At 56.2% G+C, this 25,591-nt stretch carries 20 protein-coding genes and 3 tRNA genes; 6 read left to right on the top strand and 17 right to left on the bottom strand.

The window, feature by feature from the left end; all coding sequences use genetic code 11:
- Positions 1 to 150: 150 nt before the first annotated feature.
- The 11 genes from GVO84_RS02145 to nnr form a co-directional block, all read right to left on the bottom strand.
- On the bottom strand, positions 151 to 1,449 hold the full coding sequence (locus GVO84_RS02145; protein WP_024907332.1) for an adenylosuccinate synthase: 1,299 nt from the start codon (positions 1,447 to 1,449) through the stop codon (positions 151 to 153).
- Between the two features lie 104 nt (positions 1,450 to 1,553).
- A complete protein-coding gene (locus GVO84_RS02140; RefSeq protein WP_003855996.1) occupies positions 1,554 to 1,751 on the bottom strand; it encodes a DUF2065 domain-containing protein in 198 nt (65 codons plus the stop codon).
- Between the two features lie 71 nt (positions 1,752 to 1,822).
- Positions 1,823 to 2,827, bottom strand: coding sequence for a protease modulator HflC (gene hflC / locus GVO84_RS02135; protein WP_159515373.1), 1,005 nt, complete (start codon positions 2,825 to 2,827; stop codon positions 1,823 to 1,825).
- Between the two features lie 2 nt (positions 2,828 to 2,829).
- Entirely contained in the window at positions 2,830 to 4,089 is a 1,260-nt protein-coding gene (gene hflK / locus GVO84_RS02130; RefSeq protein WP_121424846.1) for an FtsH protease activity modulator HflK, read from the bottom strand.
- A gap of 56 nt (positions 4,090 to 4,145) precedes the next feature.
- The gene (gene hflX, locus GVO84_RS02125; protein ID WP_023310136.1) at positions 4,146 to 5,426 is read right to left on the bottom strand and encodes a ribosome rescue GTPase HflX; all 1,281 of its coding nucleotides are present in this window, start codon (positions 5,424 to 5,426) and stop codon (positions 4,146 to 4,148) included.
- 74 nt (positions 5,427 to 5,500) lie between these two features.
- Positions 5,501 to 5,812, bottom strand: coding sequence for an RNA chaperone Hfq (gene hfq, locus GVO84_RS02120; RefSeq protein ID WP_023334248.1), 312 nt, complete (start codon positions 5,810 to 5,812; stop codon positions 5,501 to 5,503).
- Positions 5,813 to 5,897: 85 nt separating this feature from the next.
- Positions 5,898 to 6,848, bottom strand: coding sequence for a tRNA (adenosine(37)-N6)-dimethylallyltransferase MiaA (gene miaA / locus GVO84_RS02115; protein WP_063144099.1), 951 nt, complete (start codon positions 6,846 to 6,848; stop codon positions 5,898 to 5,900).
- On the bottom strand, positions 6,841 to 8,685 hold the full coding sequence (gene mutL, locus GVO84_RS02110) for a DNA mismatch repair endonuclease MutL (protein WP_159515372.1): 1,845 nt from the start codon (positions 8,683 to 8,685) through the stop codon (positions 6,841 to 6,843). The genes miaA and mutL overlap by 8 nt, the downstream gene beginning before the upstream one ends.
- A 9-nt stretch (positions 8,686 to 8,694) precedes the next feature.
- Positions 8,695 to 10,035: an N-acetylmuramoyl-L-alanine amidase AmiB gene (amiB, locus tag GVO84_RS02105; RefSeq protein WP_159515371.1), complete on the bottom strand. Its 1,341-nt coding sequence runs from the start codon at positions 10,033 to 10,035 to the stop codon at positions 8,695 to 8,697.
- A 16-nt stretch (positions 10,036 to 10,051) separates the two neighbouring features.
- Positions 10,052 to 10,513, bottom strand: coding sequence for a tRNA (adenosine(37)-N6)-threonylcarbamoyltransferase complex ATPase subunit type 1 TsaE (gene tsaE, locus GVO84_RS02100; RefSeq protein WP_013095283.1), 462 nt, complete (start codon positions 10,511 to 10,513; stop codon positions 10,052 to 10,054).
- Positions 10,506 to 12,029, bottom strand: a complete 1,524-nt coding sequence (nnr, locus tag GVO84_RS02095; RefSeq protein ID WP_159515370.1) for a bifunctional ADP-dependent NAD(P)H-hydrate dehydratase/NAD(P)H-hydrate epimerase — start codon at positions 12,027 to 12,029, stop codon at positions 10,506 to 10,508. The genes tsaE and nnr overlap by 8 nt, the downstream gene beginning before the upstream one ends.
- On the opposite strand from nnr, the gene queG reads away from it, so the two are divergent.
- Complete coding sequence (gene queG, locus GVO84_RS02090; RefSeq protein ID WP_148244452.1) at positions 12,028 to 13,167, top strand: tRNA epoxyqueuosine(34) reductase QueG; 1,140 nt, start codon at positions 12,028 to 12,030, stop codon at positions 13,165 to 13,167. The genes nnr and queG overlap by 2 nt on opposite strands.
- Before the next feature lie 270 nt (positions 13,168 to 13,437).
- Here queG and GVO84_RS02085 read toward each other — a convergent pair.
- The 4 genes from GVO84_RS02085 to orn form a co-directional block, all read right to left on the bottom strand.
- Positions 13,438 to 13,513 (bottom strand) — tRNA-Gly (locus tag GVO84_RS02085).
- A 36-nt stretch (positions 13,514 to 13,549) separates the two neighbouring features.
- A tRNA-Gly gene (locus GVO84_RS02080) sits at positions 13,550 to 13,625 on the bottom strand.
- 36 nt (positions 13,626 to 13,661) lie between these two features.
- A tRNA-Gly gene (locus GVO84_RS02075) sits at positions 13,662 to 13,737 on the bottom strand.
- A 196-nt stretch (positions 13,738 to 13,933) separates the two neighbouring features.
- On the bottom strand, positions 13,934 to 14,479 hold the full coding sequence (gene orn, locus GVO84_RS02070; RefSeq protein ID WP_121424841.1) for an oligoribonuclease: 546 nt from the start codon (positions 14,477 to 14,479) through the stop codon (positions 13,934 to 13,936).
- Positions 14,480 to 14,586: 107 nt separating this feature from the next.
- Here orn and rsgA point away from each other — a divergent pair, with 107 nt between their 5' ends.
- The 3 genes from rsgA (at position 14,587) to mscM (ending at position 20,048) form a co-directional block, all read left to right on the top strand.
- A complete protein-coding gene (gene rsgA / locus GVO84_RS02065; protein ID WP_023334242.1) occupies positions 14,587 to 15,639 on the top strand; it encodes a small ribosomal subunit biogenesis GTPase RsgA in 1,053 nt (350 codons plus the stop codon).
- 97 nt (positions 15,640 to 15,736) lie between these two features.
- Positions 15,737 to 16,705 (top strand): archaetidylserine decarboxylase, encoded by a 969-nt coding sequence (asd, locus tag GVO84_RS02060; RefSeq protein ID WP_121424840.1) that lies wholly within the window; start codon positions 15,737 to 15,739, stop codon positions 16,703 to 16,705.
- 19 nt (positions 16,706 to 16,724) lie between these two features.
- Positions 16,725 to 20,048, top strand: coding sequence for a miniconductance mechanosensitive channel MscM (mscM, locus tag GVO84_RS02055; protein ID WP_121424839.1), 3,324 nt, complete (start codon positions 16,725 to 16,727; stop codon positions 20,046 to 20,048).
- 37 nt (positions 20,049 to 20,085) lie between these two features.
- On the opposite strand, the gene yjeM is transcribed toward mscM, so the two are convergent.
- Positions 20,086 to 21,585, bottom strand: a complete 1,500-nt coding sequence (gene yjeM / locus GVO84_RS02050) for a glutamate/gamma-aminobutyrate family transporter YjeM (protein WP_159515369.1) — start codon at positions 21,583 to 21,585, stop codon at positions 20,086 to 20,088.
- A 195-nt stretch (positions 21,586 to 21,780) separates the two neighbouring features.
- Positions 21,781 to 22,758 (bottom strand): elongation factor P--(R)-beta-lysine ligase, encoded by a 978-nt coding sequence (gene epmA / locus GVO84_RS02045; RefSeq protein ID WP_023334238.1) that lies wholly within the window; start codon positions 22,756 to 22,758, stop codon positions 21,781 to 21,783.
- A gap of 310 nt (positions 22,759 to 23,068) precedes the next feature.
- Here epmA and frdA point away from each other — a divergent pair, with 310 nt between their 5' ends.
- Both frdA and GVO84_RS02035 read left to right on the top strand, forming a co-directional pair.
- Positions 23,069 to 24,859 carry a fumarate reductase (quinol) flavoprotein subunit gene (gene frdA, locus GVO84_RS02040; RefSeq protein WP_121424837.1) on the top strand — a complete coding sequence of 597 codons (1,791 nt, stop codon included), beginning with the start codon at positions 23,069 to 23,071 and terminating at the stop codon, positions 24,857 to 24,859.
- A complete protein-coding gene (locus tag GVO84_RS02035; RefSeq protein WP_023310124.1) occupies positions 24,852 to 25,586 on the top strand; it encodes a succinate dehydrogenase/fumarate reductase iron-sulfur subunit in 735 nt (244 codons plus the stop codon). The genes frdA and GVO84_RS02035 overlap by 8 nt, the downstream gene beginning before the upstream one ends.
- The last annotated feature ends 5 nt before the right edge of the window (positions 25,587 to 25,591 follow it).

The raw sequence follows: 25,591 nt of genomic DNA, 5'->3' as shown, positions 1-25,591 counted from the left end.
ATATTCATTAATGATGATAAACCAGCCAGATAGTTAGCGGCTAATTTATTTGACAGACGGGGCGAAAAAGCGGAGATCCAGGAGCGTTCGCCGGATGGCGCTACGCTTATCCGGCCTACGGGGCACCCCGCAGGCCAGCATTCACGAAGATTATGCGTCGAACGGGTCGCGCAGGATCATCGTTTCAGTACGATCCGGGCCGGTAGAAATAATATCGATCGGCACTTCGGTCAGTTCTTCAATACGCTTGATGTAATCCAGCGCCGCCTGCGGCAGGCCGCTACGCTCTTTCACACCGAAAGTGGTCTCAGACCAGCCCGGCATGGTTTCGTAGATTGGCTCAATGCCTTCCCAGTCGTCAGCAGCCAGCGGAGTGGTGGTCACTTCGCGGCCATCTGGCATACGGTAGCCTACGCAGATTTTCACTTCTTTCAGGCCGTCCAGTACGTCCAGCTTGGTCAGGCAGAAGCCAGACAGGGAGTTGATCTGCACTGCACGACGCACTGCAACCGCATCCAGCCAGCCGGTACGACGACGACGACCGGTGGTCGCACCAAACTCGTTACCCTGCTTGCACAGGAACTCGCCGGTTTCATCAAACAGCTCGGTCGGGAATGGACCTGCACCCACGCGAGTGGAGTATGCTTTGATGATGCCCAGAACGTAATCCACATAACGTGGACCCAGGCCAGAGCCGGTCGCCACGCCACCTGCAGTGGTGTTAGAGGAGGTCACGTACGGATAGGTACCGTGGTCGATGTCCAGCAGCGTACCCTGCGCACCTTCGAACATGACGAAATCGCCACGCTTGCGCGCCTGGTCCAGCAGATCGGACACATCAACAACCATACCGGTCAGAATGTCAGCGATCGCCATGACGTCATCCAGCACTTTCTGGTAGTCAACAGCGTCAGCTTTGTAGAAGTTCACCAGCTGGAAGTTGTGATATTCCATCACTTCTTTCAGTTTTTCAGCGAAGGTGGCTTTGTCGAAGAGGTCGCCCACGCGCAGACCGCGACGCGCAACTTTATCTTCGTAAGCCGGGCCGATACCACGACCGGTGGTACCGATCGCTTTCGCACCGCGCGCTTTCTCACGCGCTACGTCCAGCGCCACGTGATAATCCAGAATCAGCGGGCAGGCCTCGGAGAGCAGCAGACGCTCACGAACAGGGATACCACGGTCTTCCAGACCTTTCATCTCTTTCATCAGCGCAGCAGGAGACAGCACAACGCCGTTACCGATGATGCTGGTGACGTTATCACGAAGAATGCCTGATGGAATAAGATGGAGGACGGTTTTTTCACCGTTGATTACGAGAGTATGGCCTGCGTTGTGACCGCCCTGGTAGCGTACAACATATTTAGCCCGTTCAGTCAGAAGATCAACAATCTTCCCTTTACCTTCGTCACCCCATTGGGTGCCCAGTACGACGACGTTGTTACCCATTTTTTTCAAAATCACCGTTTGCTTAAAAATGGATTCTACCATCGCTTTTTCAGATATACAGCACTTTTTGACCTCAAAACACGCCGATTGCGCCTACTTTTTGATCAGCCAATCGTTTTCCTCAACATGTAGTAGATCACGATGCCCGCAACCACAAGACCTCCGCCGAAACGACGCAAAATATTATCCGGCAGTTGGCTCATCGTGGCGATCATTCGACGCCAGGCGCGCGGATAAAGCATCGGTCCAAGACCTTCCAGCACCAGGACCAAAGCCAGTGCGAGCCAGATCGTTGAATTCATTTTTATTCCTTATAAAAGAAAACCACCGCTCCGTTGAGAGCGGTGGTTTGAATACTCAAACGAGCCTGAGTTTATCGCGTTGCGTTAGTCGGCGTCTTCATATAACGGAAGAAATCGCTGTCCGGGCTGAGCACCATCACATCCTGGTTGCTCTGGAAGCTATTCTCGTAAGCACGCAGGCTACGGATAAAGGCGTAGAAGTCAGGATCCTGGCTGAAGGCATCAGCGAACAGCTTCGCCGCTTCGGCATCGCCTTCACCGCGCAGGATACGGCCCTGGCGCTCAGATTCCGCCAGCGTCTTGGTGACTTCATAGTCCGCTGCTGCACGCAGCTTCTCAGCCTCTTCCTGGCCCTGTGAACGGTGACGACGGGCTACCGCTTCACGCTCGGCGCGCATACGGTTGTAAATCGCCTCGGACACTTCTACTGGCAGGTTGATCTGCTTGATACGCACGTCAACGACTTCGATACCCAGCGCAGCCATACTGTTCGGGTTGATCACCGGCACTTTGCCGTTGGTCTCCGTCTGAACGCGTTCAGCCGCTTTGGCAATCGCATCATCTGCTGCCGGCGTTGAAACTTCATCTTCCGTGCCCGCGGTACCGGAGTTCAGCGCATCGCGAACTTCCAGGGTCAGACGACCGCGGGAGTCGGTCACGATGTCTTTCACATCCAGACGACCAATCTCGGAACGCAGACGGTCAGAGAACTTACGTTTCAGCAGCACTTCTGCCTGAGAAACATCGCCACCGCCCGTTGCCAGGAAGTAACGGCTGAAATCGCTGATGCGCCATTTGATATAGGAATCAACGATCAGGTCTTTCTTCTCTTTGGTCACGAAACGGTCGGCCTGGTTATCCATGGTCTGGATACGCGCATCAAGCGTTTTCACTGACTGAATGAACGGCACCTTGAAGTGCAGGCCCGGTTCATAAATCACCGGACGTTTGTCTCCATCACGCACGACGCTGCTGAACTGGAACTTAATCCCACGCTCGCCTTCTTTCACCACAAAGATCGAGGTATAAAGCGCGACCAGTACGATGACGATGATCGCAATAACTGACTTACGCATCCTTATTCCCCCTGACGCTGGTAGTCGTTACGCTGCGCGTTAGCACGGCGTTGGTCCATAATGTCACCATCGTTCGAAGAAGGCGTTGTGTTCGTGCTGGCGCTGCCTGATGAGGCTGGCGGCAGACGCAGCAGGTTGTTCGCGCCGCTGGTGTCGCCTTTCGCTGCTGGCGCAGAACTGCCTTTCAGCATCTGATCCAGCGGCAGAACCATCAGGTTTCCGCCTTTACTGTCGTTAACCAACACTTTGCGGGTGTGGCTCAGCACTTTTTCCATGGTCTCGATATAGAGACGCTCACGGGTAATTTCAGGTGCCGCTTTGTATTCCGGCAGGATCTTCGCAAAGCGAGCCACTTCACCCTGAGCTTCCAGGATGGTCTGCGTCTTATACGCGCGCGCTTCTTCCAGAATACGCTGCGCCTGACCGTTAGCGCGTGGCTGAACTTCGTTGGTGTACGCTTCTGCTTCACGGATGTACTGCTGTTCGTTTTCACGGGCAGCAATCGCATCGTCAAATGCGGCTTTCACCTCTTCCGGCGGACGCGCAGCCTGGAAGTTGACGTCCAGCAGGGTGATACCCATGTTGTACGGACGAATGGTCTCTTCCAGCTCGCGCTGGGTATCGCTACGAATAACGGTACGACCTTCGGTCAGGATACGGTCCATGGTGTATTTACCGATCACACCGCGCAGGGCGCTGTCGGTCGCCTGACGCAGGCTGTCATCGGCGCTGGTCACGCTAAACAGATAACGCTCAGGATCGGTCACGCGGTACTGCACGTTCATCTCAACGCGCACCACGTTTTCGTCAGAGGTCAGCATCACGCCAGAGGCGGCCAGTTCACGGACGGATTCCACGTTTACCGCGGTCACGTCGTCAATGAAGGTCGGCTTCCAGTTCAGACCCGGCTCAACCAGATGGCTGAACTTACCGAAACGGGTGACCACGCCGCGTTCTGCTTCTTTAATGGTGTAGAACCCGCTGGCCGCCCAGATGATGACTACCGCAGCGGCCACGATGCCCACTACGCGGCCCCCCATTGGCGGGCGCGAACTCTGAGTGGAATTGCCACCCGAGCCAGAACCTTTTCCTCCGCCAAGGCCACCAAGCTTCTTGCTCAGTTTGCGGAAGATATCATCCAGATCCGGCGGCCCCTGCTCGCGACCACCTTTGTTGCCATTTCCCTCAGAGTTGCCGCCAGGTTTGCTGCTTCCCCACGGGTCGCGGTCTTGTCCGTTATTACCGGGCTGATTCCACGCCATGTATATGCTCCATATTTGTTATGCAAGGGCGAATTATTCAGGCATCCCCTTTCTGATCAGACGATATAGTCGACCAGCGCAGGTTCTTGTTTACAGAGGCGACGCCAGTCAACGATCGGCATACGCACCTGCATCCCCACGCTGCCGTCATCCTCCATCCACTCTTTTTCTATCGCCTGAAGCTGATAAAACCGGCTGCGCAGCCTGCCTTCCTGTGGCGGCAGTCGCAGCGTGTGCTGAGCTACCTCACCGGAAAGACGTTCTGTCAAAGCCTGGAAAAGCAGTGGCACACCAATACCGGTCTGGGCAGAAAGCCAGACCCGAATCGGTTTGTTTTCTTCATCTCTGTCGATACGCGGTTCGAAATCGTCCAGCATATCGATCTTGTTCATGACCAACAGCGTTGGGATCTCATGGGCGTCTATCTCTTCGAGCACCACGTTCACCGCGTCGATATTCTCCTGCACGCGCACGTCTGCCGCATCAATCACGTGCAGCAGCAGAGTCGCCTGTCGCGTCTCCTGCAGGGTGGCTTTAAACGCCGCCACCAGGTCATGCGGCAGGTGGCGGATAAACCCTACGGTATCCGCCAGCACCGTTTCACCGACGTCTGCAACGTCAATACGGCGCAGCGTAGGGTCCAGGGTCGCAAACAGCTGGTCTGCGGCATAAACCTGGGCCTCGGTTATCTGGTTAAACAGGGTGGATTTACCGGCGTTGGTATAGCCCACCAGCGACACCGTCGGGATGTCGGCTTTCGTTCGCGCCCGACGTCCCTGCTCACGCTGTTTCTCTACACGTTCCAGACGTGAAAGGATCTGGGTAATTCGGCCACGCAGCAAACGACGGTCGGTTTCGAGCTGGGTTTCACCCGGGCCGCGCAAACCAATCCCGCCTTTTTGTCTTTCAAGGTGTGTCCAGCCACGCACCAGACGCGTTGCCAGATGGCGCAGCTGCGCCAGCTCAACCTGCAGTTTCCCTTCATGGGTACGTGCACGCTGAGCAAAAATATCTAAAATCAAACCCGTGCGATCGATAACACGGCATTCGCAAAGGGCTTCCAGGTTGCGCTCCTGGGCTGGAGACAGCGCATGATCAAACAACACGACTGACGCGCCGGTTGCTTTTACGGCATCCGCAATTTCGACTGCTTTACCTTCACCAACAAAATACTTTGGGTGCGGCGCTTTACGGCTACCGGTAATCACCTGCATTGCTTCGACACCGGCGGAAGAGACCAGAGATTCAAACTCCTGGAGGTCTTCCATATCTTTGTCTTGCGAAAAATAGATGTGTACCAGCACCGCCTGCTCACCGGCATCATAACGGTCAAACAAGCGTAAACCTCTCTAAAAAGATCAGCGGGGAACGCAGGATCCCTGGCTCCCCGTGTGGAAAACAGTGCGAAACCTTATTCGGTTTCGTCGCTGTCCTGCGCCGGCGTTGAAGAACCCTGCGCGCTGCTGCCATGATGGTAGTTACTACCAGTGCCGCCGCCAGCGTTATTGCTGTGATGAGATACCGGACGGGACGGAACAACAGTAGAAATAGCGTGCTTGTAGACCATCTGACTGACCGTGTTTTTCAACAGAATCACAAACTGATCGAAAGACTCAATCTGACCTTGCAGCTTAATACCATTCACCAAATAAATAGAAACTGGAACACGTTCCCGACGCAATGCGTTCAGGAACGGATCTTGTAAAGATTGCCCCTTAGCCATTCTATCTTTTCCTTATATGCTTGTTTTGTACTTAGAACCTTGCGATTCTGAAAAATTGCGCACGATACGTCTCAATTGTACACATTCAGTGAGCGATATCACCAACAACCTCAATCACTTCGTTTAACGCCTGTTGCGGTTTTTCACTGTCTAACCAGTGAACGCCGTCCCAACCGCGCAACCAGGTGATCTGGCGCTTCGCTAACTGTCTCGTGGCGCAAACACCTCTATAAACCATTTCATCGTATGAAATCTCACCTTCAAGATACGACCACATCTGGCGGTATCCCACACAACGAATGGAAGGCATGTCCGTATGCAAATCTCCACGGGCAAATAGCGCCCGCACTTCTGCTTCAAAATCTGAAGCTAACATCTGATGAAAACGCTGCTCAATTCGCTGATGGAGCAGTTCACGGCTCGCCGGGGCGATGGCGAACTGATGCACCTGATACGGCAGAGCGTCTCCTGACGTTTGCGTCAGTTCCGTTAAAGTTTTACCCGAAATGAAAAAAACTTCCAGTGCCCGGGAAAGCCTTTGCGGATCATTTGGATGGATCCGTGCTGCCGCAACCGGGTCAATCTCCGCCAGTTGCTGATGCAAAACGTCCCAACCCTGCTCTGCCGCCTGCTGCTCAATTTTCGCTCTTACTTCCGGATCCGCGGATGGCAGAGGTGACAACCCCTCCAGCAACGCCTTGAAATAGAGCATAGTTCCGCCAACCAACAGCGGTATACGTCCCGCCGCCGTTATCTCGGCCATCTCGGCTAAGGCATCCCGGCGGAAATCCGCTGCGGAGTAAGCCTGAGCCGGGTCGAGAATATCCAGCAAACGGTGCGGTGCCGCACGCAGCTCTTCTGCGTCAGGCTTCGCCGTGCCGATGTCCATCCCTCGGTAGATGAGGGCGGAGTCGACGCTAATCAACTCTACAGGCAAAACTTTACGCAACTCAATGGCTAGCGCCGTTTTGCCGGAGGCCGTTGGGCCCATTAAAAAAATTGCCTTAGGCAGGCTCGCCTTACTTGCGTCAATCATGTTTCAGGGCGTTCATCGCCGTTTGTAAATCAACAGGTTGTAATAACCCACCCGGCGGCGTTTTCACCAGATGCGGACAGAGGCGTTCCACCTCCGCCAGCACGCTAATGGCCTGCGCCATACTCCACGGCGTGTGTTCGCTTGCCAGATGGCGGGCGATCCACTGCGCGGTGTTGGCGGCATCAAACGATGTTTGCTGCGCCAGGTAGCCTATCAGTTCAGGAATCAAGTTTTGTAAATTTTGTTGGCGTAAGGGTAAAGGCACTGCACGAATTGTCACATGTTGTGGTTCGAGCACAGTTTCAATACCCATTTGCGTCAGCTGCGGCTCGGCGCGCTGCAATACCCTTGCTTCTTCAGGGGATATCTTCAGGCGAACCGGAATTAACAACGGCTGCGCGCAGGCTGCATTTTCGCCAGGCGTGAGCTGCACCTGCTTGAGCCAGCGTTCGGCGACCGGCAGTGCCAGAAGCATCAATTTGCCGTCACGCTCAAGCAGTGCCATATCCGGTGCAATAATCGTCAGCACCCGGCCAAAACTCTGGCTATGGCCGTCCAGAGAAGGCTGAGCGGCCTGAATGTGCTCTTTACGCTCCACGGCTGGCGTTTCCAGCAGCTTGCGGTACAACGTGCCCTGCTGCTTCTGATAGCCAGGCTGAGCATTCGGGTAGTTCGCGCCCGTTGGACGCGGTGCGCTCCCTGCCGGGGAGTAACGCGGGGCCTCCGGTTCACGCGCGACGGCAGGCTCCGCAAAATGGTTGCGGCCTGCCGCGACACGGTTTTCTGGCAGCGGACGCGGTGCAGGGGCGTCGTTCTCCAGCGGCAGCGTTGGCTCTGCCTGCTGCTGCAACACGGTGGCCACGCCCTGATAAATGAAGTCGTGAACCAGACGCGACTGGTGGAACCGCACCTCATGCTTGGCAGGATGGACGTTCACATCCACCTGATGGGGGTCGATTTCCAGATAAAGAACGAAAGCAGGCTGCTGATCGGCACCAAGTTTGTCTTCGCAGGCCTGGCGAATCGCGTGATTGATGAGACGGTCGCGCATCATGCGGCCGTTTACGTAGCAATACTGGATCTCCGCAAACGCAGCACTGCTCGCGTTGGGATCGGCAACCCAGCCGCGTAAAGCCAGATCGCCGTGCTGCCACTCAATGGCCAGCGCCTGTTCAAGAAACGGCGTACCGCAGATCGCCCCCAAACGTCGCTCTTTCTGTCCCCCTTCTGCCACCGCGCGATACTGGCGCATCACCTTGCCGTTGTGGCTGAGGTTGATGGTGACATCGAAGCGGGCCAGCGCGATACGGCGAATGATCTCGTCGATATGTCCGAACTCGGTCTTCTCGGTACGCATAAACTTGCGTCGGGCGGGGGTGTTGTAGAACAGATCCAGGACTTCCAGCGTCGTGCCGACAGGGTGCGCTGCGGGTTTAACCGTCACATCCATATCGCGCCCTTCGGCGTAAGCCTGCCAGGCTTCCTGCTGTTCAGCGGTACGGGAGGTCAGCGTTAAGCGCGAAACCGAGCTGATACTGGCCAGCGCTTCACCGCGAAAACCGAGGCTAATAATCGCCTCCAGGTCATCCAGAGAGGCTATTTTACTGGTGGCGTGACGGGCCAGCGCCAGCGCCAGCTCGTCTTTTTTAATGCCACAGCCGTTGTCGCGAATGCGAATAAGCTTCGCGCCACCGCGTTCGATATCAATATCGATGCGGGTTGCGCCCGCATCGAGGCTGTTTTCCACCAGCTCCTTCACCACCGACGCAGGGCGTTCCACCACCTCACCGGCGGCGATTTGGTTCGCGAGCTGCGGCGGTAGAACCTGAATCGGCATGAATTCTCCTTAGTTGGTCGCGGTCATCTCACCCGGTAGCGCAGCACTGGCCGTCTGGGCAGCGCCGCTCTGCGGCGCGGACTGCAGCGGATGGGCATCAAAATATTTACGCAGACCGTTATAAATCGCTTCGGCAATTTGCTGCTGGTAGCTGTCGCTTCCCAACAGACGCTCTTCGCCGTTGTTACTGATAAAGCCCGTCTCTACAAGGATGGACGGGATATCCGGCGAGCGCAGAACGCCGAGGCTGGCATGTTCCGGACGACGCTTATGCAGCACGCCAACGCTTTGCAGCTGGTTCAATACGTTAGTGGCGACATCATACCCGACGCGCTGAGAATGACCGAACTGTAAATCCAGCACCGCCTGGCTGAGGTACGGATCGGACTGGCTGTTCGCCAGCACGTCGCCCGCGCCGCCTAACAGTTCAGACTGCTTCTCATGCTCTTCCAGCCAGTTGGCCATTTCGCTGTTAGCGCGACGGTTCGACAGCACCCAAACCGAGGCGCCGGTGGCGCTACGATTCGGTGCGGCGTCCGCATGAATGGAGACCAGGAAATTCGCGTTTTGCTTACGCGCCACATCCGAGCGTCCCATGACGGAAATAAAGTAGTCCCCGTCGCGGGTCAACACGCCTTTAAACATAGGGTCGTCATTGAGTAGCGAACGCAGCTTACGCGCGATAGCGATGGTCACGTTTTTTTCTCGCGTGCCGCCAGGGCCAATCGCCCCCGGATCTTCCCCGCCGTGGCCCGCATCAATGGCGATAATCACTTTGTCACCGCTGACCGTCGCGCGTCGCGCGCTGGCCGCCGGACGCGTCACCGTATTGCTGCTGGTTGCCGCAGTAATGCGATCGTTCTGCGATTTAAACGGGTTACGCGCAGGTTCAGAAGGACGCGGCGTATACACCGGTTCTTCCACGCGCTTCGCTACGACCGGCGGCGGTGGAGGCGGTGGCGGTGCGTCGGCATTGATGGTAAAGACCACCGTATAGTTCGCCCCGTTTTGCTGCTTCACCGCCTTCGTTTTTCCCTTTTCGGTCAGATCGACCACCAGGCGTAACGACTGGCTATCCTGCGGCGTTCCCGAACGGATACTTTTCACCAGGTTGTTACCGCTGAACCGCAGCGGTAGCCCCTGGATCACGCCAGTCTGCTTGATATCCAGCGCCACGCTGTGGCTGTCTGGCTGTGAAAACGCATATTCAGGATCGCCCATAAAGCTGAACGTGATCCGGGCCTGGCTTTCGCCGTTTGATACCTGAATATCTGAGAGGTTTGCCGCCCCGGCCTGCGCGCACAGCAGCACGGTGGCAGCCAACAACCAACCTTTAACGCGATTTATCATCCCGTCATCCCTACGCTTAACCGGCCAGTCGCGCCAGTAAGGAACTGCCTGATGAGGAAACAGCACTGATGCGTGCCTCACGCCCTTGTGCCTGGTAATCTAAGTGAATTTCGACATCCGGGTCAGGCAGCACACCCGCACCTTGTTGCGGCCACTCCACCAGGCAAATGGCGTCGTTGGCAAAATAATCACGGATCCCCATAAATTCCAGCTCCTCAGGATCCGCAAGGCGGTATAAATCGAAGTGGTACACCATGAGATTTTCAAGGGTGTACGGTTCGACCAGCGTGTAGGTTGGGCTTTTCACATTCCCGTTATGCCCTAACGCCTGCAAAAAACCCCGGCTGAAGGTGGTTTTACCCGCACCTAAATCACCATACAGATAAATGACGGTTGCCCCCTGACAGGCCTGCGCCACGCGCTTGCCGAGTTCTAAAGTGGCTTGTTCATCAGGTAAAGGAATCGCTCGATTAGTCATTTTCTACGTCAATCACATCCGGGTTAACAACACGCCGCAGCGTGCAAAAAAGATCGGTGGCCAGCATACCGCGTGTACCGTAACGCGCGGCGAGTTTATCCGCCGCGACACCGTGGGCCACGCAGCCCGCACAGGCTGCATCATAAAGGGGAAGTTTCTGTCCAAGCAATGCGCCAATGATGCCGGAAAGCACATCGCCCATGCCGCCGCTTGCCATGCCCGCATTTCCGGCATCAATAATGCCCTGTGCCTCATCGCTGGCGACAACGGTTCCTGCCCCTTTCAAAACAGCAACACCTCCGTAACGTTTTACCAGACGCTGAGCAGAAAGTAAGCGATCGCTTTCAATTTCTGCCACGCTGCAGTTAAGCAGCCGCGCGGCTTCGCCGGGGTGTGGCGTCAGAATGCGATTGTGACGCTTATCCGGATTGATTGCCAGAAGGTTCAGCGCGTCGGCATCCCACAGCATCGGTTTACGAAAATTCTCGACCTTTTGCAGGGCCTGTTTACCCCATGCCTGCTGCCCAAGACCCGGGCCAATCACCACTACATCCGCCCATTCAAGGCTCTCTTCAAGCGCCTGGGGCGTAAGCTCGTGCACCATCAGCTCCGGTCGGGCTGTAACGATCGGCGCAATATTCTCGATGCGAGTGAGTACTCGCACTAATCCGGCACCGCTGCGCAGCGCCGCTTCGCCGGTCATGCGAATCGCACCTGCCGTACCGTGGTCGCCGCCAATAATGACCAGCCTGCCGTGATCGCCCTTATGGGACGTCGGCCGACGCGGCGGGAGCCACGCCGCAAGCTGCGACGCATCAAAACGCGCGATGCGCATTTCCTGCCCGGCCAGCCAGCTCTCCAGCCCCAGCGCATTGTGGTGCAGTACGCCAACGACGTCTCGCGCTTTACCGGTCAGTAACCCCGGCTTGAGGGCGATGAAGGTCACCGTATGGGCAGCCTGAATGACCGCCCCCGGCGTCGCGCCGGTTGGTGCAATCAGGCCAGAGGGAATATCCAGGGCGACTACCGGCGCGGAATGTCTGTTAGCGTGTTCAATAAGCGCGGCGATGTTCTCACGAGGCGCGCTGCGTAGCCCGGTACCCAGCAGGCCATCCACAATCAGATCCACCTCTTCCGGCCAGACGATATCAGGCGCATGAATCACACCGCCCGCGTTAAGCCACGCCTCCCGCGCCGCGTCGGCCTCTTCCGGCAGAGGTTTATCGCTCTCCAGGGCCAGCAACGTCACGCGGATACCTGCCGCAACCGCCAAACGGGCGACGACGTAGCCGTCGCCGCCGTTATTACCGTGACCGCACAGAATCAGCCAGTGGGCGGCCTGCGGGTAAGCGCTGCGGGCAACGTTAAACGCCGCCTCACCCGCGCGCAGCATCAGTTCATAAAGGGTAATTCCGAGGCTATCTGCGGCCTCTTTTTCGGCGCGCCGGAGGTCATCCGCATGCCAGATGGAATGTGGTATACTTGCGGGGTTTTTCTTCACCGTATGGTCCGTCATGTCACAGCCCCTCGATCTCAATGAATTAGCGCAAAAAATAAAACAGTGGGGTGCTGAGCTTGGCTTCCAGAAGGTCGGCATTACCGATACCGACCTTTCCGCCAGCGAGCCGAAACTGCAGGCCTGGCTGGACAAACAATACCACGGCGAAATGGAATGGATGGCGCGTCATGGCATGATGCGCGCCCGTCCTCACGAGCTTTTGCCGGGCACATTACGCGTCATCAGCGTGCGCATGAACTACCTGCCCGCCAACGCGGCCTTTGCGCGCACGCTAAAAAATCCCTCTTTGGGTTACGTCAGCCGGTACGCCCTGGGACGTGATTACCATAAGCTCTTACGTAACCGTTTAAAAAAACTCGGGGAAACTATTCAGCAGCACTGTGTTTCGCTGAATTTTAGACCCTTTGTCGATTCTGCGCCTATTCTTGAGCGCCCAATCGCCGAAAAAGCCGGGCTTGGCTGGACAGGTAAGCACTCACTAATCCTCAGCCGCGACGCCGGATCGTTCTTCTTCCTGGGTGAACTGCTGATTGATTTACCGCTGCCGGTAGACGGCCCGGTAGAGGAAGGCTGTGGCCGCTGCGTGGCCTGCATGACCATCTGCCCGACGGGTGCCATCGTAGAGCCTTACACCGTTGATGCGCGCCGCTGCATCTCCTACCTCACTATCGAACTGGAAGGGGCCATTCCCGAAGAGTTTCGACCGCTTATCGGCAACCGCATCTACGGCTGCGACGACTGCCAGCTGATCTGCCCGTGGAACCGCTATTCGCAGCTCACGGACGAAGAGGATTTCAGCCCGCGTAAGGCGCTGCATGCGCCGCAGCTCATTGAGCTGTTCGCCTGGACCGAAGCCTGGTTCCTGAAGGTGACGGAAGGTTCGGCCATTCGCCGTATCGGTCATCTGCGCTGGCTGCGTAATGTTGCCGTCGCGCTGGGTAATGCCCCGTGGGATGAAGCGAACGTGCGGGCGCTTGAAAGCCGTAGAGGTGAGCACCCACTTCTTGATGAACACATAGAATGGGCGATTGCGCAGCAGATTGAGAAGCGTAATGCCTGTGCGATCGAGGTGCAGCTACCGAAGAAACAGCGTCTGGTGAGAGTGATTGAAAAAGGGCTTACACGGGATGCCTGATCTATTCACAGCCTGTGAATAAAATTACAAACTCAAGCACCATCTGGGCTGGAGAAGAGGTCAAGTGATCTCGCTAACATTTTGAAATGAAAATTTATCCATTAAATACAGTGCGTTAAATGGATACTATTCACCCTGCTAAGTTTTAACCCTGTTCAGGGTAAGCGCGGTTTCTGTGGATAACTCTGTTCACAAGAGTATTTCAGAGACAATAGAAAACGTCCCCAACGAGTTTCTTCGCTGTGGATACTTTAGAGATTAAGAAGAATTTGGAGCGGGAAACGAGACTCGAACTCGCGACCCCGACCTTGGCAAGGTCGTGCTCTACCAACTGAGCTATTCCCGCTTGGGTGGTCCGTGCTTTAGAAGCACTTTCAAATTTTGGAGCGGGAAACGAGACTCGAACTCGCGACCCCGACCTTGGCAAGGTCGTGCTCTACCAACTGAGCTATTCCCGCTTGGGTGGTCCGTGCTTTAGAAGCACTTTCAAATTTTGGAGCGGGAAACGAGACTCGAACTCGCGACCCCGACCTTGGCAAGGTCGTGCTCTACCAACTGAGCTATTCCCGCAAATCTGCACTGCTTTTGTTGCTGTCGTAACGTGTAATTCTCTGTCGTTACGGGAGGCGCATTATACGAGAAATCCTTTTAGCTGCAACCCCCCTTAAAGCGATTTTTTCGAAATTAAGTTCAAATGCTTATTAAATCGGCAAGCTGAACAATTTAACGACAAAAACCCGGCCACGCAAGGCGCCGGATCGCAAAATCACAGCTTAATAAAGTTTTCGCGGTAGTAGGAAAGCTCCGCCACGGACTCACGGATATCGTCCATCGCCTGGTGGGTCCCCTGCTTTTTAAAGCCGTCGAGGATTTCAGGCTTCCAGCGACGCGCCAGCTCTTTCAGGGTGCTGACATCCAGATAGCGATAGTGGAAGTAAGACTCCAGCTCCGGCATGTACTTAAACAGGAAACGGCGATCCTGGCCGATGCTATTCCCACAGATTGGCGATTTGCCTGCCGGAACCCACTGTTTCAGGAACTCAAGCGTCGCCAGCTCCGCCTCACGGTCGCCGAACGTGCTCGCCTTCACGCGCTCCACCAGGCCACTGCCGGTGTGGGTGCGCACGTTCCAGTCATCCATCAAAGCCAGCTGATCGTCGGACTGATGCACCGCAATCGTTGGCCCTTCAGCCAGGATATTCAGGTTAGCGTCCGTCACCAGAGTTGCAATTTCAATGATGCGATCGCGCTCGGGATCCAGCCCGGTCATTTCGAGATCGATCCAAATCAGGTTGTTTTCATCCGCGCTCATGTTATTTTCCACCCTTCTCGCATAACCGGCAGTAGCAGGTTAACTAGTATTAATTAGAGTGTATCATAGAGGTTTTGCCCCTTACGGGCGACCAGGAGCCAGCGCGATTGAGTAAAAATAAACTCTCCAAAGGGCAGCAGCGCCGCGTAAACGCCAACCACCAGCGCCGTCTTAAAACCACTTCGGAGAAGCCGGATTATGACGACAACCTGTTTGGTGAAGCTACAGAAGGCGTAGTCATTAGCCGTTTCGGTATGCATGCCGATGTCGAATCCGCCGACGGTGATATTCACCGTTGCAATATCCGTCGCACCATCCGTTCACTGGTTACCGGCGATCGCGTGGTCTGGCGTCCGGGTAAAGAGGCCGCTGAAGGGGTCACGGTTAAGGGCATCGTTGAAGCCGTGCATGAACGCACGTCGGTGCTCACCCGACCGGATTTTTACGATGGCGTAAAACCGATTGCCGCCAACATTAACCAGATCGTCATTGTTTCGGCGATTTTACCTGAGCTTTCGCTCAACATTATCGACCGATACCTTGTCGCCTGCGAAACGCTGCAGGTTGAACCGATCATCGTGTTGAATAAAATCGATCTGCTGGATGACGACGGTATGGCCTTCGTGAATGAGCAGATGGATATCTACCGTAAGATCGGTTATCGCGTACTGATGGTCTCCAGCCACACCAAAGATGGCCTTAAGCCGTTAGAAGAGGCGCTGACTGACCGTATCAGCATCTTTGCGGGCCAGTCCGGCGTGGGTAAATCGAGCCTGCTGAACAACCTGCTTGGCCTCCAGCAAGAGATCCTGACTAACGATGTGTCCAACGTCTCGGGTCTGGGCCAGCACACCACCACCGCCTCGCGTCTGTATCATTTCCCGCACGGCGGCGACGTGATTGACTCCCCAGGGGTGCGTGAGTTCGGTTTGTGGCACCTTGAGCCGGAACAAATCTTTAACGGATTTGTCGAATTCCATGATTATTTAGGCGCTTGTAAATACCGCGACTGTAAACACGATAACGACCCAGGCTGCGCTATCCGTGAAGCGGTTGAGAAAGGCGAGATCGCGGAAACCCGCTTCGAGAATTACCACCGTATTCTTGAGAGCATGGAAGACGTAAAAACGCGTAAAAACTTTTCTGATTCTGATAACTGACAACTAAGCTAAGCATCGCTAAAATCGTCCCCTTTTTTCAGGTTCCGGCGGCTTAACGCCGGATCAGGAACGACAAAACAATGGCCTGGAGGCTACCTTGTTAAACGCATTTAAACTTTCGCTTCAATACATTCTGCCAAAACTGTGGCTCACTCGCCTGGCGGGCTGGGGCGCAAGCAAACGCGCGGGCTGGCTGACCAAACTGGTCATCGACCTTTTCGTAAAATATTACAAGGTCGACATGAAAGAGGCGCAGAAGCCGGACACCGCCAGCTATCGCACCTTCAACGAGTTCTTCGTGCGCCCGCTGCGTGACGAAGTGCGCCCGCTGAACACCGATCCTAACGTCCTGGTGATGCCAGCAGACGGCGTGATCAGCCAGTTGGGTAACATCGAAGACGACAAAATCCTGCAGGCGAAGGGCCATAACTACAGTCTGGAAGCGCTGCTGGCAGGTAACTACCTGATGGCGGATCTGTTCCGCAACGGTACGTTTGCCACTACCTATCTGTCACCGCGCGACTATCACCGCGTGCATATGCCGTGTAACGGTATCCTGCGTGAAATGATTTACGTCCCGGGCGACCTGTTCTCCGTAAACCACCTGACCGCGCAGAACGTGCCGAACCTGTTTGCCCGTAACGAGCGCGTCATCTGTCTGTTCGATACTGAATTTGGCCCTATGGCACAGATTCTGGTGGGTGCAACCATCGTAGGCAGCATCGAAACCGTCTGGGCGGGCACCATCACCCCACCGCGCGAAGGCGTGATCAAACGCTGGACCTGGCCTGCCGGTGAAGCGGAAGGCTCTGTGGCCCTGCTGAAAGGTCAGGAGATGGGTCGCTTCAAGCTGGGCTCTACCGTGATCAACCTGTTTGCGCCGGGCAAAGTAAAGCTGGCTGAACAGCTTGAAAGCCTGTCAGTCACCAAGCTGGGCCAGCCGCTGGCGGTCTCTACCGAAACCTTCGTGACGCCAGATGCAGAACCTGCTCCGCTGTCACAGGAAGAGATCAACGCCGAGCACGACGCCAGCCCGCTGGTTGTCGACAAAAAAGACGAAGGCTAACAACAGAAGGATCGCTGACGTGCGCCCGATTATCGTTCTACTGATGGCCTGGTGCCTCAGCATGGGGGCGTACGCAGCGACAGCCCCCAACGCCAAACAGATAACCCAGGAACTGGAGCAGGCAAAAGCGGCCAAACCCGCTCAGCCAGAGACCGTCGAGTCGCTCCAGGCTGCCCTGAACGCGCTTGAGGAGCGGAAAGGCTCTCTTGAGCGCGCTCAGCAATATCAGCAGGTTATCGACAACTTCCCCAAACTCTCGCAGACGCTGCGCGCGCAGCTCAATAATCTGCGTGACGAACCGCGCGATGTTCCTGCGGGCTTAACCTCCGATGCGCTAAACCAGGAGATCCTCCAGGTCAGCAGCCAGCTTCTGGAAAAGAGCCGCCTGGCGCAGCAGGAACAGGAGCGCGCGCGCGAAATCGCCGACTCGCTCAGCCAGCTTCCGCAGCAGCAAACCGACGCCCGCCGCCAGCTAAACGAGGTGGAGCGCCGCGTGGGCACGCAGTCTGGCAATTCAGCACAAAGCCAGGCGCAAAATCTTGGGATTCAGGCTGAATCCGCCAGACTTAAAGCGCTGGTTGATGAGCTCGAGCTGGCGCAGCTTTCTGCCAACAACCGTCAGGAGCTGTCGCGCATGCGCGCCGAGCTGGCGCAAAAGCAGAGCGAGCAGCTTGATGCCTACCTTCAGGCCCTGCGTAATCAGCTGAACAGCCAGCGCCAGCGTGAAGCCGAACGGGCGCTGGAAAGTACAGAACTGCTCGCTGAAAACAGCGAAAACCTGCCTGCCGGTATCAACGAACAATTCAGGGTCAACCGCGAACTTTCTGCCGCGCTGAACCAGCAGGCGCAGCGCATGGATCTGGTTGCCTCCCAGCAGCGTCAGGCGACCAATCAAACCCTCCAGGTTCGCCAGGCGCTCAACACGCTGCGCGAACAGTCACAGTGGCTCGGGTCATCAAACCTGCTGGGCGAGGCGTTACGCGCCCAGGTCGCGCGCCTGCCGGAAATGCCGAAGCCGCAGCAGCTAGATACCGAGATGGCCCAGCTGCGCGTTCAGCGCCTGCACTTTGAAGATCTCCTCAACAAGCAACCGCAAATCCGCCAGATCCGTCAGGCTGACGGACAGCCCCTGACCAGCGAGCAAAACCGTATTCTGGAAGCCCAGCTGCGTACCCAGCGTGAACTGCTGAACTCTCTGCTCCAGGGCGGGGATACGTTGATTCTGGAGCTGACCAAGCTAAAAGTATCCAACAGCCAGTTGGAAGATGCGCTGAAAGAGGTGAACGAGGCTACGCACCGTTATCTCTTCTGGACGTCCGACGTGCGTCCGATGACCTTCTCGTGGCCGATTGAGATTGTCCAGGACCTGCGCCGCCTGATTTCACTGGATACCTTCAGCCAACTGGGACAGGCCAGCGTGATGATGTTCACCAGCAAAGAGACCATTTTCCCGCTGCTGGGAGCGTTGATTCTGGTGGGCTTCAGCATTTACTCGCGCAGACATTTCACCCGCTTCCTGGAGCGTTCCAGCGCTCGGGTGGGGAAAGTCACCCAGGATCACTTCTGGCTTACGCTGCGCACCGTATTCTGGTCGATTCTTGTCGCCTCTCCGCTGCCGGTGCTGTGGATGACGCTGGGGTATGGCCTGCGGGAAGCCTGGCCCTATCCGCTCGCGGTAGCGATTGGCGATGGCGTCACCGCCACGGTGCCGCTGCTGTGGGTGGTCATGATTTGCGCCACCTTCGCGCGCCCCAATGGCCTGTTCATCACCCACTTTGGCTGGCCGCGTAATCGCGTCGCGCGCGCCATGCGTTACTACCTGATGAGCATCGGGCTGATTGTGCCGCTGATTATGGCGCTGATCATGTTCGATAATCTCAACGATCGGGAATTCTCAGGCTCGCTGGGCCGCCTCTGCTTTATGCTGATATGCGGGGCGCTGGCCATCGTCACGCTCAGCCTGAAACGCGCGGGCATTCCGCTCTATCTGGATAAATCCGGCAGCGGTGACAATATGTTCAACCGGCTGCTCTGGAACCTGCTGCTTAGCGCGCCGCTGTTTGCGATGCTGGCAGCCGCGGTAGGTTACCTGGCAACCGCGCAGGCGCTGCTGGCAAGGCTGGAAACCTCGGTAGCCATCTGGTTCCTGCTGCTGGTGGTGTATCACGTGATCCGTCGCGGAATGCTGATCCAGCGTCGCCGTCTGGCCTTTGACCGCGCCAAGCATCGCCGGGCGGAGATCCTCGCCCAGCGTGCGCGGGGTGAGGAAGAGCCAAACCATGTCAACAGTACGGAAGGCACGATGGATGCCGACGAGGTCGAACTGGATCTGGATGCTATCAGTACCCAGTCTTTGCGCCTGGTGCGCTCCCTCCTGATGCTGGTTGCCCTTCTGTCGGTGATCTTCCTGTGGTCGGAAATTCATTCCGCGTTTGGCTTCCTGGAGAATATCTCTCTGTGGGACGTGACGTCCACGGTACAGGGTGTTGAAAGCCTGGAGCCGATCACCTTAGGCGCGGTGCTGATTGCCATTCTGGTGCTGATCATCACCACGCAGCTGGTGCGTAACTTCCCTGCACTGCTGGAGCTGGCGCTGCTGCAGCATCTGGATTTAACCCCTGGCACGGGATACGCCATCACGACCATTACGAAATACCTGATACTGCTGTTTGGCGGGATGGTTGGGTTCTCAATGATTGGTATTGAGTGGTCTAAACTGCAGTGGCTGGTTGCCGCGCTAACGTTTGGTCTTGGCTTTGGCATGCAGGAGATTTTCGCTAACTTTGTATCCGGCCTGATCATCCTGTTTGAAAAGCCGATTCGTATCGGTGATACGGTGACGATTCGCGATCTGACCGGGAGCGTAACGAAGATCAACACCCGAGCCACTACGATCAGCGACTGGGATCGGAAAGAGATCATCGTGCCGAACAAGGCATTTATTACCGAGCAGTTTATCAACTGGTCCCTGTCAGACTCCGTCACGCGCGTGGTGCTGACAGTACCGGCGCCGTCGGATGCCAACAGTGAAGAAGTCACCCAGATCCTCTACACCGCTGCCGAACGCTGTACGCTGGTGCTCGATAACCCCGTACCGGAAGTGTTCCTGGTTGATTTACAGCAGGGGATCCAGATTTTCGAGCTGCGTATCTACGCTGCCGAAATGGGGCACCGTATGCCGCTGCGCCATGAGATCCATCAGCTGATCCTGGCGGGCTTCCGCGAACACGGTATTGATATGCCGTTCCCACCGTTCCAGATGCGTCTGGAAAGCATGGACGGACGCAAGATGGGTAAAACGCTCACGTCGGTGGCAAGATCGCGCCCGGCGGGAAGTCTGTAATCTCTCTCCCCTCCCTTTCGGGAGGGGCACTTTACCGCTACGCCACTTCTGCGACGTACGCCATCGCACGTCGACGATAATTCTCATAAATCCCCATCGCCAGCAGCGAGAAGAAGATAGGCCCACCCACCATCCACAGCGCGCTGTTCCAGTCGTTCGCCTCAATTACCGGCTGAATAATGGTGAAGATGTTGGCAAACGCCACCACCAGCACTACCACCGTGGTTGCCAGCAGCGTTGCCGCGCGGGTTTTAAAAATCACAAACGGACGTTCAAGATCCTGCTTCGCCTTAAAGAACGGGAACGCCAGGGTCAGGAACAGGTACGGCAGCGTCATCGACACGTTCGCCATCAGGGTCAGCTTGTTGTAAAACGCAGATGCCGTATCGCCGCCAAATGACACCAGCAGAATGAACACGCACACCAGCAGACACTGCATCCACATGGCGTTGGCAGGCATGCCTGCGCTATTCAGTTGGGTCATACGTGCGGGCCACAGCGCTTTTGGTGTACCCTGAATAATCGCTTTCAGCGGCGAGTAGATCAGCGTGAAGAACGCACCGGTATAGGCCAGGAACATCGACAGGCCGGTAATACGCGCGAACCAGACCCCCATTACCGATGCCGCCTCGGGACTCAGGTTCATCGCCTGTCCCAGCGTCATCCCCAGGCTTTTCATCAGCACATAGGTGATGTTGCCAAGATTAGTGGTGTTGTTACTCAGCACCTGCTGCCAGTTGGTGCTGACGCCCCAGAGAAAAATCGCCAGCGAATAGCCAATGGAAATGACGATGGCGGCAAAAATAATGCCTTTCGCAAAGTTCTTTTCCGGGTTCTCCGTCTTATCCACCAGCCCGCCTACGGCTTCAATACCGCCGTAAGCGAAGATGGCAAACACCACGAAGGAGAGCATGGCGAGCCCGGACTGGTAGCCCGGATTCGGCGAGGAGGCAAAGTTCACCTCCTGCGCGAAGTGACCACCGTTCAGGCACAGGATAGCGATGCTCGCCAGCAGCAGTACCAAATTCAACCCCATAACCGAGATCCCGCCCACGGCGGTAATCCGGGCAATTTTATTGATGCCTTTAGACGCCACCAGGGTGACCACCACCATCCAGCCTACCGCCAGAATGCCGACGACCTGCGTGGAGCTTAGCCCGGCTAAAGACCAGACCTGCGTTTTATCGGCACCGAAAAGAAACGTGGAGAACGGCACCCAGACTTTGGCCGCCGTACTGACCATCCAGACGACGTAGGATGAAAACCACATAAACGTGCCGATAAACGCATAGCGCGGCCCGACGCTGTTATTCATCCATGAGTAGATCCCGCCCTCTTCTTTCCGGTAAGCCGAGCCCATCTCCGCCATCATCAGCGCAAACGGGATAAAGAAGAACAGAGCAGAAACGATATAAAACGGCGTCGCGCTGTAGCCCATCAGATAGAACGCTGACGGGCTGTTGGCAAAGCCAAAGACTGAGGTAAATATCATCAGAATGAGCCCGGTGAGGGTCATCTTTTTGAGTGACTGGGACATAGAACCATCCGAAGAGGAATTAAACTGCGCGGATGGTAGCAGAAGACCAGACAGATATTGTGGCTATGCGGGGCAAATTAAGAAAAAGACCCGTGTATAGAGAATGTGGCAGTTTTTAATGTTGTCGTGCTGAAATGGAAAGGTTAATTGACAGGAATGGGAGGCCGGGTAAGCGCAGCGCCACCCGGCATTTTATCAGGCGCGATCGACCGTAAAGGCAATCACATCGCCTAGCTGCTCTGCGCCAAGCGCCAGCATCACCAGACGGTCAACGCCCAGCGCCACGCCGGAGCAATCCGGCAAACCTGCTTTTAATGCTTCAAGCAGATTAACATCAATAGGCTGCTGCGGCAGACCGCGCGCGGCGCGCTTGCGGTTATCCTGCTCGAAGCGCTGCTGCTGCTCGCGGGCATCAGTCAGTTCGTGGAAGCCGTTCGCCAGCTCGATGCCTTTGTAATAGACCTCAAAACGCTCTGCGACACGATGATCTTCGGTACTGATCTGCGCCAGTGAGGCCTGGCTTGCCGGGAAGTGATAGACAAACGTCGGGCGATCTTTGCCAATCTGCGGTTCAACGCCAAAAGTGAACAGCAGCTGGAGCAGCGTGTCGCGATCCTCTTCGGTATCCGCCACGTTGCTGAGATCCAGTTTTGCCGCCACTTCGCGCAGCTGGGCTTTGTCCGCCGACAGCGGATCAATTTCCAGATGGCGCTGGAAAGCCTGTTGATAGGAGAGCGTTTCGGCTTCCGAGCATTCCAGGACCTGCTGCAGCAGATCGTCCACCTCATTCATCAGGCGGTACATATCATAATGCGGGCGGTACCACTCCAGCATGGTGAATTCCGGGTTGTGATGACGACCCATCTCTTCATTACGGAAACTGCGGCATAGCTGATACACCGGGCCACATCCCGCCGCCAGCAGGCGTTTCATGTGGTATTCCGGGCTGGTCATCAGATACAAATTCATGCCCTGAGAGTGGCCGGGGCCAACAAAACGGGTTTCAAACGGGACCAGATGAATATCCGTTACCGTTGCCTGACTCATGCACGGCGTTTCCACCTCCAGGACTCCGCGGTCGGCAAAGAAACGGCGGATCTCCGCCATAATTGCAGCGCGTTTTAACAGATTAGGGATGGATGCGCTCGGCTGCCAGGTGGCCGTTTCGCTCATGAGTTGTTCTCCGATTTCAGACAAGGGCACGAAGTCTACTCGTTAGCTGGGGCAGAGACAAATTTTGCGCAGTAAAAAAGCGCATTTCATTTAGGTGAGTAATTACGTGACGTAATTCATCAATCTTCATGATAAATCGCCTGACAGAACAGCAAAAAAATCGAACACGTCAAATTTCCCTGACATCTACACGGTTATACTGTTTTACCCATAAAGGAGCAGTGGAAACGCTTTCGCAATCGTCCTTTTGGACGGGTGAACTACCTTTAGTTTGTCGCGTTGCGAAATAACAAAAATCTGGAGGAATGTCGTGCAAACTTTTCAAGCCGATCTTGCCGTAATAGGCGCTGGCGGGGCTGGATTACGTGCTGCGATTGCTGCAGCACAAGCTAATCCCAACGCTAAAATCGCATTGATTTCAAAAGTCTATCCAATGCGTAGCCACACAGTGGCAGCAGAAGGAGGGTCCGCCGCCGTTGCGCAGGATCATGACAGCTTTGAATACCATTTCCACGACACGGTTGCAGGGGGCGACTGGCTTTGCGAACAGGATGTCGTTGACTACTTTGTGCATCATTGTCCAACGGAAATGACCCAGCTTGAACAGTGGGGATGTCCGTGGAGCCGTCGTCCGGACGGCAGCGTCAACGTTCGCCGCTTTGGCGGAATGAAGATTGAACGCACCTGGTTCGCCGCCGATAAAACCGGCTTCCACATGCTGCACACCCTGTTCCAGACTTCCCTTCAGTTCCCACAAATTCAGCGCTTCGATGAACATTTCGTCCTCGACATTCTGGTCGATGACGGTGAGGCTCGCGGTCTGGTAGCGATGAACATGATGGAAGGCACGCTTGTCCAGATCCGCGCGAAAGCCGTGGTGATGGCAACAGGCGGTGCGGGCCGCGTTTATCGCTACAACACCAACGGCGGCATCGTCACCGGCGACGGCATGGGCATGGCGCTCAGCCACGGCGTGCCGCTGCGCGATATGGAGTTCGTGCAGTATCACCCAACCGGCCTGCCGGGATCCGGCATTCTGATGACGGAAGGCTGCCGCGGTGAAGGCGGTATTCTGGTCAATAAAAACGGCTACCGCTATCTGCAGGATTACGGCATGGGCCCGGAAACCCCGCTCGGCGAGCCGAAGAACAAATACATGGAACTCGGCCCGCGCGATAAAGTCTCTCAGGCCTTCTGGCACGAGTGGCGCAAAGGCAACACCATCTCCACGCCGCGCGGCGATGTGGTCTATCTCGACCTGCGTCACCTTGGCGAGAAGAAACTGCTGGAACGTCTGCCGTTCATCTGCGAGCTGGCGAAAGCTTACGTCGGCGTCGACCCGGTGAAAGAGCCGATTCCGGTGCGTCCAACCGCGCACTACACCATGGGCGGGATCGAAACCGACCAGCAGTGCGAAACCCGGATTAAAGGCCTGTTCGCCGTCGGCGAGTGTTCCTCAGTCGGCCTGCACGGCGCTAACCGTCTCGGGTCTAACTCGCTGGCAGAGCTGGTCGTCTTTGGCCGCATGGCGGGCGAGCGCGCGATGGAGCGAGCGGCTACCGCGAGCGAAGCCAACGGTGCCGCGCTGGATGCGCAGGTCGCAGACGTTGAAAAACGCCTGAAAGATCTGGTGAACCAGGAAGGCAATGAGAACTGGTCGAAGATCCGCGACGAGATGGGCCTGTCGATGGAAGAAGGCTGCGGTATCTACCGTACCCCTGAGCTGATGCAAAAAACCGTCGACAAGCTGGCGGAACTGCAGGAGCGCTTCAAGCGCGTGCGCATCACCGACACCTCCAGCGTATTCAACACCGACCTGCTCTACACCATCGAGCTGGGCCACGGTCTGAACGTCGCGGAATGTATGGCGCACTCTGCGCTGGCGCGTAAAGAGTCGCGTGGGGCCCACCAGCGTCTGGACGAAGGCTGTACCGAACGTGACGACGTCAATTTCCTGAAACACACTCTCGCCTGGCGCGATGCGGATGGCACCACACGTCTGGACTACAGCGACGTGAAAATCACCACGCTGCCGCCGGCTAAACGCGTGTACGGTGCAGAAGCAGAAGCCGCCGAGAAGAAGGAGAAGGCGAATGGCTGAGATGCAAAAAATGAAAGTTGAAGTGGTGCGCTACAATCCGGAAGTGGATGCCGCACCGCACAGCGCTTTCTATGAAGTCCCTTATGACGAGCAAACCTCCCTGCTGGATGCGCTCGGCTATATCAAAGATAACCTGGCGCCAGATCTGAGCTACCGCTGGTCCTGCCGCATGGCAATCTGCGGCTCCTGCGGCATGATGGTCAACAAGGTGCCAAAGCTGGCCTGTAAGACCTTCCTGCGCGAATACACCAAAGGCATTAAGGTCGAAGCGCTGGGCAACTTCCCGATTGAACGCGATCTGGTGGTCGATATGACCCACTTTATCGAAAGCCTGGAAGCCATTAAGCCGTACATCATTGGTAATCCGCGCACGCCGGATCAGGGGCCGAACACCCAGACGCCGGCGCAGATGGCGAAATACCATCAGTTCTCCGGCTGCATCAACTGCGGTCTTTGCTACGCCGCCTGTCCACAGTTTGGCCTGAACAAGGAGTTCATCGGCCCGGCCGCCATTACCCTGGCGCACCGCTACAACGAGGACAGCCGCGATCACGGTAAAAAAGAACGTATGGCGCAGCTTAACAGCCAGAACGGCGTCTGGAGCTGTACCTTTGTGGGTTACTGCTCCGAAGTTTGTCCGAAGCACGTCGACCCGGCCGCCGCAATTCAGCAGGGTAAAGTGGAAAGCTCGAAAGACTTTCTTATCGCTACCCTGAAACCACGCTAAGGAGT

The organism is Enterobacter sp. SM3 (genome assembly GCF_009811935.2).
Classification (GTDB): Bacteria; Pseudomonadota; Gammaproteobacteria; order Enterobacterales; family Enterobacteriaceae; genus Enterobacter; species Enterobacter asburiae_D.
The sequence above is the reverse complement of the archived record's forward strand: the minus strand, read 5'-3'. Positions and strand labels throughout refer to the sequence as shown.

What these genes read in the sequence shown, in the direction of transcription:
- orn (WP_121424841.1), bottom strand. Translation starts at nt 14,479, where the DNA reads ATGAGCGCGGATGAAAACAACCTGATTTGGATCGATCTCGAAATGACC.
- nnr (WP_159515370.1), bottom strand. Translation starts at nt 12,029, where the DNA reads ATGACGGACCATACGGTGAAGAAAAACCCCGCAAGTATACCACATTCC.
- GVO84_RS02035 (WP_023310124.1), top strand. Translation starts at nt 24,852, where the DNA reads ATGGCTGAGATGCAAAAAATGAAAGTTGAAGTGGTGCGCTACAATCCG.
- hflC (WP_159515373.1), bottom strand. Translation starts at nt 2,827, where the DNA reads ATGCGTAAGTCAGTTATTGCGATCATCGTCATCGTACTGGTCGCGCTT.
- hflK (WP_121424846.1), bottom strand. Translation starts at nt 4,089, where the DNA reads ATGGCGTGGAATCAGCCCGGTAATAACGGACAAGACCGCGACCCGTGG.
- GVO84_RS02145 (WP_024907332.1), bottom strand. Translation starts at nt 1,449, where the DNA reads ATGGGTAACAACGTCGTCGTACTGGGCACCCAATGGGGTGACGAAGGT.
- tsaE (WP_013095283.1), bottom strand. Translation starts at nt 10,513, where the DNA reads ATGACTAATCGAGCGATTCCTTTACCTGATGAACAAGCCACTTTAGAA.
- mutL (WP_159515372.1), bottom strand. Translation starts at nt 8,685, where the DNA reads ATGCCGATTCAGGTTCTACCGCCGCAGCTCGCGAACCAAATCGCCGCC.
- miaA (WP_063144099.1), bottom strand. Translation starts at nt 6,848, where the DNA reads ATGATTGACGCAAGTAAGGCGAGCCTGCCTAAGGCAATTTTTTTAATG.
- epmA (WP_023334238.1), bottom strand. Translation starts at nt 22,758, where the DNA reads ATGAGCGAAACGGCCACCTGGCAGCCGAGCGCATCCATCCCTAATCTG.
- GVO84_RS02140 (WP_003855996.1), bottom strand. Translation starts at nt 1,751, where the DNA reads ATGAATTCAACGATCTGGCTCGCACTGGCTTTGGTCCTGGTGCTGGAA.
- yjeM (WP_159515369.1), bottom strand. Translation starts at nt 21,585, where the DNA reads ATGTCCCAGTCACTCAAAAAGATGACCCTCACCGGGCTCATTCTGATG.
- hfq (WP_023334248.1), bottom strand. Translation starts at nt 5,812, where the DNA reads ATGGCTAAGGGGCAATCTTTACAAGATCCGTTCCTGAACGCATTGCGT.
- queG (WP_148244452.1), top strand. Translation starts at nt 12,028, where the DNA reads ATGTCACAGCCCCTCGATCTCAATGAATTAGCGCAAAAAATAAAACAG.
- amiB (WP_159515371.1), bottom strand. Translation starts at nt 10,035, where the DNA reads ATGATAAATCGCGTTAAAGGTTGGTTGTTGGCTGCCACCGTGCTGCTG.